An 11,651-nucleotide genomic window follows, 5' to 3' on the forward strand; every position below is an offset into this window, starting at 1 on the left:
AATAGAAGAAAAGCTGAAGAGGTCATCTGCCTCTTCAGCTTTTTTCGTGTGTGTGCAATCCCATCTGAGCCTATTCTTCGTCACCTACAGCCTCTACGGGAACCTCGACATATTCTTTTTCTCCACGCTCGATCTTGGCTTGGCCGTTTGTCAGGTCTACCATTCCAGCGATGAAATCATCCTGCAGACCATCCGGGATCAAGACATGAGCAGTGACCCGATCGGTGTAGTCTGTACCGACTACGCGTTGGTCTGTTAGGCGCAGCTCGTTTTCCACCTTGCCCCACCAATGATAATCCACATTCACGGAAATTTTTTGATGAAGCGTGTGAACGACGATCTTGGCTGCCTGCAAAGCAGTCACGGTCCCTGCGGTATAAGCCCGGACGAGTCCACCTGCGCCCAGCTTGATTCCGCCGAAGTATCGGGTCACTACGACAACCGTGTCTTTCACACCATTTTTCTTGATGCACTCGAGGATCGGTTTTCCTGCAGTCCCACTTGGCTCGCCATCATCACTCGAGCGCTGGATCTGATCGTTTTCTCCGATGACAAAGGCAGAGCAGTTATGAGTAGCGTCCCAGTGCTTCTTCTTGATCATGGCAATAAAAGCGGTAGCTTCCTCTTCGGTCGTCACGCGCTGTGCGTAGCCAATAAAACGGGATCGCTCAATCACGATCATATCTTCTCCATAACCGGCTACAGTCTTATATTGCTGCAACATCGTCTTTTCACCTCAAGAAAAGCATAGCATGCCAGCGATTGGTAAGCGAATCCTGAAATTTTTTTGACACATAATCGTATTATTCTAGGAAGCAAGAATGGAATAAACGGGGAGGGAAGTATCTATACATGGTACAGTGCGTTTGACCGGATATGAAAATGGTGGTATTACACTAATTTTTCGTGTACGAAGGAATACTCTGTGTTATAGTGATCTTGGGACAAACAGAGATATTTCAAGTGGTGAAAGGTTTTATCATCAACACAATGATAAAGGAGTGGAAAACGAGTGAATTTCCCTTATTCGAGCAAGAAATGGATGACCATTAGTTTGGCGGCAGTTTTGACTACGGCGATTGGCGCTGGGACTTTGACGGCATATGCAAATACAACAACAACCGAGCAAACGACAGCGACAGAGCAGGTGAAAGAAACAACTGCTGCTGAAGGAGACGCGAAAACGGACGCAGCTACTGACGCGAAAGCGACCGACGCGGCTGCAACCGAAACAAAGACAGAAACGACAACGACAGTACCAGCTGCTGCGCCTGCTGCAACTACAACGGATACGACTACAAAACCAGCTACCACTGCTCCGGTTGCAGGAGTAGAAGAACTGACGCTGGAAAAGGCAATTGCACAGGCAGTTGAAACCAACGCAACGCTGCAAACAGCTCGTCTGGATGCAAAAAATGCAGACATCAACCAAATGCTTTCCTACAAATCCTCTGCCGAAATGCCATCTGACATGATTGAATCTCTGGCTGCAGCGAAAGGAAAGTATGTCAACAACGCACAAGCCGAGATGACCAAAAAGCTCAATGCTCTGCAAGTAACAGCGACAGAGAGCAAAATCAAACTGGGAGCTCAACAGGCTTACTACAATTTGATTTTTGCTCAAGACGATCTGGAACTGAAAAAACAAAGTTTGTCCCGTGCCCAAACACAGCTGAAAGTAGCGAACGCTGCATTTAAAGTAGGTACGAAAGCCAAAACAGATGTCCTGCAAGCAGAAATGGGTCTGGCAGGTGCTCAAGCCAACTTGACTAGTGCGAAAAACGCAGTCGAAGTAGCTCGTATGGATTTGAATGATTTCCTTGGTGTTGACCTCACAAAGGAATGGAAAGTTGTATCCTCCAACAAGCAGGTCGCCCCTGTCAAAATGACAATGGAAGAAGCAGAAAAAGAAGCACTCTCCAAACGAATTGAAATGACGAAGGTAAACGAAGAGCTCAAACTGGCTCAATTGAACGTGAAGCTGATTGAGGAGTATTCTGCTCTGTCGACGTTGCCTGGGCGTGTAGCACGAAATAACGAGGAGAAATCCAAATTGGCGATCGATGAGCAAAAACGTGCGATCTCCAAAGAGGTATCCCAAGCTTATTTGAATCTGAATGCAGCTAGAGAAGCCATTGATTACCAGAAAGTAGCGAAGGATTCGGCAGCGGAAAGCTATCGTTTGACCAATCTGCGCTTTGAAAATGGTCTCGCAACGACTTTGGAAGTCATTCAGGCCGAGGAAGAACTGTCCAGTCGTGAGAATCAATACCAAAAAGCGATCCTTCAATACAACCTGGCTGTAGTAAACTTTGAAACAGCTCTCGGAAACTAATCAAGATTTGTAAGTTTTTGAATGGAATTGGAAAAAGGTTCAATGATGACATGTTGAGTGGTGTACCCTATAATACGAGTTGTGGCCGATGTCACAGCTTACATATTACAGGTGAATAAGACCACGGAAAAAATCTTTAAACTTTTTTTCTAAGGCGCCGCAACTTTTGCTGAGCTGAGGCGTTTAATAGGATGTCACACGAAAAACGGGGAATTGTGTAAAAAAGATTCACGGATTCTAGCAATTGTGTTACACTAGTGATTGTTGCATTTTACACAATACTGAATATACTAGAGATTTTTAACACAAAAAAGCGAAGCTGTCCTGCGAAAGGAGGTGACACGCGCTTGCAGGATTCGGGCTTTAAAAAGAAAGATAGATTAACAACAAATATTCCCCAAGAACAATTTGTTTATACTAGAGGAGGAGAACACAAGGTTATGAAAAAGGTCGTTAACAGTGTACTGGCTAGTGCCCTCGCACTTACTGTTGCTCCAATGGCTTTCGCAGCAGAGGATACAACAACAACTGAAGCTCCTAAAATGGACGCAGCAATGGAGAAAACCGTAAAACGTCTGGAAGCTCTTGGCCTGGTAGCAGGTTATGGCAACGGCGATTTCGGTGTAGACAAAACCATCACTCGCGCTGAGTTTGCTACTTTGATCGTTCGCGCTCGCGGACTTGAGCAAGGTGCTAAACTGGCTCAATTCAACACTACTTACACAGATGTTAAATCCACTGACTGGTTCGCTGGTTTCGTAAACGTAGCTTCCGGTGAAGAAATCGTTAAAGGTTTCCCGGACAAATCTTTCAAACCACAAAACCAAGTTACTTATGCTGAAGCAGTAACCATGATCGTTCGCGCTCTGGGTTATGAGCCATCCGTTAAAGGTGTATGGCCAAACAGCATGATCTCCAAAGGTTCCGAGCTGAACATTGCAAAAGGTATCAACAACCCTAACAATGCAGCAGTTCGTGGCGACATCTTCAAAATGCTGGACAACGCTCTTCGCGTAGACCTGATGGAGCAAGTTGAATACGGTACTGACATCCGTTTTAACGTAACTGACGAAACTCTTCTGACTAAATACCTGGATGTTACTGTTCGTGACATGGAATGGGCTCACGATTCCGATAACGATTCCGATGACTTGCCAGTAGTTTCCAACGTTCCAGCTATCGGCTTGGGCAAAATCAAATCCAACGAAGTAACTTTGGCTGGTAAAGACGCTGGTCTGGGCAACACTACTTACAAAGTAGCAGACGGTATCAACCCTAACGAATTCGCTGGTCAACACGTACAAGTGTGGATCAAAGATGACAAAGAAAACGTAATCGTTTGGATGGAAGGTTCCGAAGACGAAGAAGTAGTTATGGACCGCACTGATACCTTCCAACTGAATGGCAAAAACATCTCCAGCGGTGACGATCTGAAGAGCAAATCCGATCTGAAAGATCTGAAACTGTCCCTGGATTCCAGCGGTAAAACATACCGTTTCAGCGAAGATGTTGAAGTTACTTACAACTTCCAACGCCTCGATGCAATCGATGGCTTGAAAGACATCATCAAAATCGCTCAACCTTACACTGTATCTGTGAAATTGGTTCTGAACGATAACAACGAAATCGTGTACATCCACGCTATCGATGACCAATCCTTCGACCAATCTAACAAAGGTATTAAATATGGTTCCGAAGTAATCGAGAAAATCGACGCTGACAAAAAGAAAATCGACAACCTCGATGGCCGTAAATTCAGCGACCTGGATGACCTCGATGAAGGTACTGACTTCCTGGTATTCTTGAATGGCCAACCAGCTAAACTGGCTGACCTGAAACCAATGGACGTATACAGCGTGTACTACGCTGATGGCGATGACGAGAAATTGCTGGTATTTGCTAGCCGCACTGTAGTAGAAGGCAAAGTAGATAAAGTAGTTACTCGTAAAGCTGACGACGTTCGTCTGACTATTGGAGACAAAACTTACCGTGCTCGCACTGGTACTTCCTACTCCGACAACGCTAACAAAGACGTTAAAGAAATCGATTCCTCTAACTGGGATCTGCTTGGCGACCTCGATAGCGAAGAAGTAAAACTGTACCTGGATGCTTCTGGACGTATTCGTCACGTTGAAACAAAAGACAGCATCGACGATCGCAAAGTGAAAGCAATCGTTACTCGTGCAGCTGTTTACAGCGCATCTGATGATGAGTATGCATTCACTGTAATGACTGAAAAAGGCAAGAAAATGACAATCTCCCTGGAAGCTGAAGACATCGAAGATATCGATGGAACAGATTTCAGCGAAGGCGACAAGCAAGATGAGCTGGAATCCTTGCTCGTACCAAGCAAAGACAACGACCTGGTTCTGTTGGAAGTAACTTTGGATACTAAAGGCGAACCAAGCAAAGTAAAACTGTTGGATACAGCTGGTCTGGAAGAAGTTTCCGGTCAAGCTTGGGATGACCTCGCTGACGAAGACGACGATCTAGTTGGTGACGCTGAAGTAACTGACGACACTGCAATCTTCGACATGACTGGTGATATCGAAGGCAAACGTCCAGAACTGAAAGATGCTGGCATCGCGAAGTTCAAAGACATCGCTGACGAAAACGACCTGAAAGTATTCTACCTGCTGGATGAAGATGGCGAAGAAGTAGATGCGATCTTCGTAGTTGAAGGTGACGGTTTGGGTGGCGACGCACAATTCGGTTACCTGATGAACTACTCCACTGAAGCTGGTTCCGACAGCATGGTTGTTCTCGTGAAAGACGAGAATGGCGAAGTAGTACAAAAAGAATTCAAAATGGATGACGATAAAGAAAACCTGCTGGATCGTAAACGTGACGGCAAAGCTGCTCCAATCAAGCGTGGTGACTTCATCGCATTCGATCTGAACTCTGATGGTGAAGTTGTAGTTGACGACGTAGTTGAAGTAGTTGACAATGCTATCGATGCTATCGGCGCTCGCGTTGTTCTGGACAAAGACCTGTGGGACAAAAACAACATCGACAACATCGCTGTTGCTCAAGTAGCTGACGTAGATGGTAACACCATCACTCCTACTAAAGGTCCAAAACTCTACACTCAAGCTTCCACTGCATTCATCGATGCATGGGATGACCTGACTGGTATCGACGGTGTTGACGAAGACGATCTGATCATCCTGATCGACACTGATGATGACGGTTCCCGTTACGACTACGTACTGGTAGTTGGTACAGGTGACTACATCGACGAAGAAGACATCACGAAAGAAGAAATCGATGCTTTCTTGAGCCAATCCGGTGATGACGACAACGGCGAAGAACCAGGTACTCCTGGCGACATTATCGATGAGTCCCTAGTGAGTGGCCAAGAAAAACCATTCTTGGGTAGCGAGAAAAACTCCACTTACACTGTAAAAGGTAGCAAAGATGCACTCGACGTTGATAACCTCGACACTCTGGTAGTTGAGTTCAATGGCGAAGAGTACGAAGTACCAGCTGCTTCTATCAACGATGACGGTTCTTTCAGCTACGTAATCGGCGATAAAGTATTCGCTGCTGGTGTAGAAGAAGCTACTCTGACTGCTACAGACAAAGATGGCAAAGAGTACGAAGTAACTGTAAAATTTTAATAAACCGACTGACTAACGTTTGATTCGGGATTCGTTTGATGGGTATCGGGGAGTTGCATGACTCTCTGGTACCCTACATAAAATACCGGTCAAGATTAGAAGGTACCAACTAGAAAAAGATCCTATTAATTTGTTGGAGGGGTAGTACGTGAATAAAAAAGTAGTCCTGTCCGTTCTCTCTACGGCTGTAGTAGCTAGCATGGCAACTGCTGCTTTTGCAAAGCCAGCAACTGGCCTTTACATCGGCGGTAGTGTAGACAAATATTACTCGATCACTCAATTCCTCAATAACGAAGATCAAGTTATTGATGAAATCAACAACACTGGTTTCCCCAACGTACTGTACGTTGATGACCAAGGTAACGCTGCTACAATCGGTCAAGTAGTTAACGCTGATGATCTGAACGACGTGCTGAAAAAAGCAACTCTGGAAGATTTCCAAGGAAACACTTACGCAAAAGCTGATGGTACTACTTATGATCCTTCTAAAGACTCTGACCTGACTGGTGCTCCAGCTGGCGATCTGAAAGTTGAATCTGTAAGTGCTATTAACGCTTCTCAAATTGAAGTGAAGTTTGGCGCAGAGGTTGATAAAGAATCCGCAGAGGATCTTGCTAATTACACAGTTTCTGCAGCTGGTGTAGATAAAGTTGCTGCTAAGCTTGTAGATAGCAAAACTGTAGTATTGACTCTTGACCCAACTGACGTAGTTACAGCTGGTCTGAACCAATCTACTGTAGAAGTTTCTGTTGCTGATGTAAAATCTGCTGCTGACGATTCTAAAGCAATTGAATCTTTCACTGGCAAAGTAAGCTTCCTGGACTTGACAGTACCTCAAGCAGTTAGTGCGAAATTGATTGGTCCTGGTAAAGTTGCTGTAACATTCAACGAGCCTGTTTCCGCTACATCTGGTTTCTTGATTGATGGTGGTCAATATTCTGTAACTGTTGACACTGCTAGTGTAGACTATGCAGCTAAAACTGTTGTACTGAATACTGGTACACTTTCCCAAGGCGAACACACAATTACAGTTAACCCAGATGGTGATAAATCAGTAAAAGATGGTGCGGGACTGTTTGTTGCTAAAACAGATGTGAAATTTACAGTAGCTGATGATGTAACTGCTCCTGTACTTGTTTCCGCAACTGCTAGTGGACAAAACGCTGTTGTATTGACTTTCGACGAGCCAATTTCCGGTCTTGATGCTGGTGATGTATATCACACTGCAAACACCGAGGCATATCGTAATACTGCTGTTGAAGAGGTTGCTGGCTCTGCTAAGAAACAATGGAAAGTTACTTTTGGAAACCCACTTCCAACTGGAACAGTTACAATCAATGTTGCTAAGGAAGCAATTCAAGACAACTTTAACAACAAGAATGCTTCTGTATTGAGCACAACAGTTTCTGTTGTTTCAGACAGTGTTAAACCAACTGTAACTGAAGTGAAAGTTGTTAATGCTTCTCAAGTAACTTTGGCATACAGTGAAGCAGTAGTAGGTGCTGATCTGAAAGCAAACTACAAAGTAACTGACAAAGATGGTAAAACTGTAACTGGTTATGGTATCAGTTATGATGCTGCCACAAAGAAAGCTACTATCACGTTCAGCCCTGCACTTAAAGAGGGTGCAGCTTACACCATTGCAGTAACTGGTATTAAAGATACTGCAGTTGTACCTAACGAGATTGATGCTTACACTACTAACATCACTGTTGCTGATAAAACTGCACCAAGTGTTGCTGGTGACGGTCTCTACGACAAAGATACAAATAAAATTGTTATCTTCTTCTCTGAGGCTATGAACGGTGCTGATCTGCTGGATAAGTCCAAATACACTTTGGCAACAAGCAGCGTGCAAGTTGAATTGCCATCCACTGCAACTCTGGCAGTTGGACCGAACAATTCTTCTGTAAATATCACACTTCCATCTGTTGTTAAAGATGCTAATGGCACTGATATTACCGATGCGATTAATAAGGTAATTGTGGGTCAAGTTCGTGACCAAGCTGGTAATAAAACTGCTACTGTATTCTCCGAAGTTGCATTGGATTCTGATGCTGGAGAAATCGGTGTTGTTGCAGATTCTGCAGTAACTGTTGACACTAAGACTGTACAATTCGCTGTTAACAAACCACTGAAAACTGTTGTTGCATCTGACTTTAAGTTGGACAGCACAGCAGTAGAATTCGCTAAATATGAAAACAAAACTTTGAAGGATGGAACTTATGGTTCTATCGTAACTCTTCAAGTAGCTTTACCATTTGCAACAGATGCTACACCAGCTGTTAACACTGTTGCAAACCCAACATCTGTATCCATTTATGGAGACAAGTTTGCGGGTAGCACAACAATTGCAACAAGTGCTGATGGAGTAGCTCCTGCAATTGCTGATAAAAATGGTGACAAGAAGTTGGATGGTAAAGACTTGGCGTTTACATTTAACGCTACTGGCGATATCACCGATGTTACTGTAACCTTCAGTGAAGCGCTGAAACAGTCTACAGTGAGCGTTGATGATTTCGAAGTGCCTGGATACACTGTTGCTGATTTGGCTGTAAACTCCAACGAAGTTAAACTTAAACTGTCTCCAGTTGTTGAAACTGGTACTAGTTTCAAAGTGAATTTTGTAGGAAACGTATCCGATGCAGAGGATAATGCTTACAAAACTGCAAAAGAAATTACTGTTTTGGCTGCAGATTATGCTGTAACTTCTGCTCTGTACGTAGTAAACAATTCTACTAATGAAACTCTTGATGCTGCGTTGCAAAATCCAACACTTGCTTTGGATTTGACAACTTACAAGCATCTGAACACTGACCAACGTGCTGATCTTGGAGCAGATTTCTTGGATGATGCACCTTATACAACTGTAGATGAAGTACAAGATGCTCTGGATGCATTGGTACCAGTTCAAGCTCTGAAAGAAATTAACTGGGCTGCTGAAAATGGCGATTGGTCTGGTGCAAAAGTTAGCATGTTTACAGCAGCAGGAATTACTGGTGTAACTGATGCAAACTATAATGCTGTGAAAGCTGCACTGGAGAACTCACCTAACAAAGGCCAAGAAGAAAAGGCTGAAGTTCAAGCTATCGTAGACGAAGTTAACGGCGTTCCTGCTCCTTAATAAAACTACGAAACGTTGCTTTATAAACTCTGCTGAGTGAAAAAAGTGGAAAAGGTCCCTGTCGAATTAGATGGGGTCCTTTTCTAACTACCTTGTTAAATTGGTTGGTGTAATTCCGGTCTATGAGAAACGGCCTATATTCTCATGTGCCTAATCCTCCTGCACAGGCATCAGTCCTATACCAACTGTTCCTGTGAAGTCAGGTGAAGTCGTACTTGCTGGAAGCAAGGCGGGGCTCCTTAAAAGTTGACTATGGTCAGGAGACGAATCCATGTAGACCCAATACGAGATAACTGTTGTCAGGAAAAGAAGCGCTAGGGGCTTGGTGGCAGTCGATGTACGTGAGATCGTACAGACGAAACAGAAACAATTCAGGCTGTTAAACCTGTTTTTCTCGTATTGTATAGTGGGGACCTAAGGTCAGCAAAAGAAGGGATAGACAAGGTGGAACGTTTGAAGTCTTGCCGGAAGAGGTGGGTTAGCACCAGAGAGGCCGGTAAGATGGCGGCGGGTTCGTAGTAGTGTTGATGGCTTGCCGATTGAACCCGTAGTGGTAACACAGGCGGGGAGGAGAAAACTGGCCGGAGCGAAGGAACCCAGTCAGCGGATAAGAAGGATACGAGAACTTACAATGGGCGTTGTGGTTTCTCAAGTCTACAAAAGAATCTAACTTAGTTAGGATTGCAGTGACATCTTTTTCTGTTGATGGAACGCCGTGTGCGATGAAAGTCGCCTGCACGGTGTAGGCTCGTCATAAAACCATAAATAAAAGGTATAAGACGAGAATGGCGGCTTAAACTAATTAATTAAGTTATTGGAGAACCCCACCTTTAGGTGGGGTTCTTCTTTTTAGAGAAGCCCAATACGCAATAAGAAAAGTTCACATTATCTTGCGGTATTATTCAAGATTTTTCTGTATAATGGATTTGCCCATTGTAAGATATTCTTAGTTTTTCCGTTGATGGAACGCCGTGTGCGATGAAAGTCGCCCGCACGGTGTAGGCTTGTGATAAATTCGTTACTTACGGATTAAGACGAGAATAGCGTATTTGGCTTTGAAGACAATGGATTGTACCATACGAGTGTCATGATCCTGTTTGGGGATGATGTAATCGGTTGGTTAAATGGTTATACGATTCTGTCCGGTAAAATTGTATCAGAACTAGGAGATTACCATCTTATTTTGACGGACATAACCACTGGTGATACAACGCAGTATAACTTTACGATTATCAAGTGAGTAAAATTGCAGGACTGTAGAAGAGTGCTTTCTACAGTCCTGTTTTGTGTTCAGCTCATATGATTATTTTTATACACTGTTTATTTTATTTATCGTGCCAGCGGTATGGATATTACCAAGTGATAATATGTAGGACAATAGAATTACTTTTATTAAAAACAGACAGTTCAATTGGTGTGTTCATCTATTAAAATCACAAACTAAAATAGGATTATTTAACTGTTTGTATGTTTACAATAAACTTCCACTTTGCTATATTATTAATTGCCCATTGTAAGAATTTAGTATTTCTTGTTGGTTGATGGAACGCCGTGTGCGATGAAAGTCGCCTGCACGGTGTAGGCCTGTACGAAAACCATGATAAAATCTTGGTTAGTCAGGAATAGCAAAGATGTTACCGCTAACGATAATAACGAATTTCAGACTCTCTTAAATGATAACAGCGTATCTGAGGTTTTTGTGGGAGCAGAATTGAATGGGGCGTTTACTGTTAATCGTGCAGTTATTATCACTGGACTGAATAATGTCGGTGGTAAGTTCCCTATCAACAAATTGACTGTTGTTAACCCAACTCTTACTGTTGAAATTAACAATGTTAATGTCACAGATCTTGTAACCGGCCAATTACCGGATTAAGGCTGTACCAATACATTGGTAATATAACAGGATTGGGATCGGGGAGATGGGACAGGGAATCCTGTCTCTCTGAAATCAACAACAATCGAGGAGTGGAAATAACAATGTCATTGAAACGTAAACTATCTGCATTCGCAGTGCTGTCCTCAGTAGCACTTAATGCCTTTGTAGGACAAGCTTTTGCAGCAATTAATGTAAATGATTCTACTGTATCTAATGTTACAGTTAATACAACCACAAATATTCATTTTGGACCTGGAACAAGTGTAACGAATCAGTTTACTGCAAATGCAGCAGTAACTGTTTCTGCGGACGATGCCTCTAAAGAAACAGCCCTATCTGGAGCAAAGATTTTGTTGCAACCGACCGGAGCGAATATACCGATTAATCTTGGTGGATTAACAACTTCTAATGTCATTGTAGGTAATGAAAATGTTGATTTGAACGGGAACGAAAATTCAATTGTTTTCGTGAAGCCAGAGTTGTTGAGCAAAATTAATGAAGCTGAATTATTAGATGAGGCTGATTACACTGCAGATTCTTGGGCAGCTCTTCAAACAGCTTTGACTGCAGCAATAGGATTAGTAGGAGACGAAAATGCTACTGCGACTGAACTAACAGGAGCACTGAACAATCTGAAGACAGCTATCAATAACTTGATAGACCCCTCTGTACCAGCACTGGAGGCAGCGCAAC

The 11,651-nt window shown here is 43.4% G+C and carries 5 protein-coding genes; 4 read left to right on the forward strand and 1 reads right to left on the reverse strand.

What is annotated here, in order from left to right; translation table 11 throughout:
• Positions 1 to 70: 70 nt before the first annotated feature.
• On the reverse strand, positions 71 to 724 hold the full coding sequence (locus EDM59_RS29835) for a YigZ family protein (protein ID WP_122926919.1): 654 nt from the start codon (positions 722 to 724) through the stop codon (positions 71 to 73).
• Positions 725 to 1,012: 288 nt separating this feature from the next.
• Here EDM59_RS29835 and EDM59_RS29840 point away from each other — a divergent pair, with 288 nt between their 5' ends.
• From EDM59_RS29840 to EDM59_RS29860, 4 genes are all read left to right on the forward strand, one after another.
• On the forward strand, positions 1,013 to 2,335 hold the full coding sequence (locus tag EDM59_RS29840; protein WP_246011300.1) for a TolC family protein: 1,323 nt from the start codon (positions 1,013 to 1,015) through the stop codon (positions 2,333 to 2,335).
• Between the two features lie 347 nt (positions 2,336 to 2,682).
• Positions 2,683 to 5,955 carry an S-layer homology domain-containing protein gene (locus EDM59_RS29845; RefSeq protein ID WP_342769262.1) on the forward strand — a complete coding sequence of 1,091 codons (3,273 nt, stop codon included), beginning with the start codon at positions 2,683 to 2,685 and terminating at the stop codon, positions 5,953 to 5,955.
• A 148-nt stretch (positions 5,956 to 6,103) separates the two neighbouring features.
• Positions 6,104 to 9,079 (forward strand): Ig-like domain-containing domain, encoded by a 2,976-nt coding sequence (locus EDM59_RS29850; protein ID WP_122926921.1) that lies wholly within the window; start codon positions 6,104 to 6,106, stop codon positions 9,077 to 9,079.
• 1,980 nt (positions 9,080 to 11,059) lie between these two features.
• Positions 11,060 to 11,651, forward strand: a 592-nt coding sequence (locus EDM59_RS29860; protein ID WP_148040861.1) for an FIVAR domain-containing protein, incomplete at its 3' end; no start/stop codon positions are given.

The sequence above is a fragment of the Brevibacillus nitrificans genome (assembly GCF_003710965.1).
Classification (GTDB): Bacteria; Bacillota; Bacilli; order Brevibacillales; family Brevibacillaceae; genus Brevibacillus; species Brevibacillus centrosporus.

Coding starts and splice junctions, on each gene's coding strand:
- EDM59_RS29835 (WP_122926919.1), bottom strand. CDS start 724: ATGTTGCAGCAATATAAGACTGTAGCCGGTTATGGAGAAGATATGATC.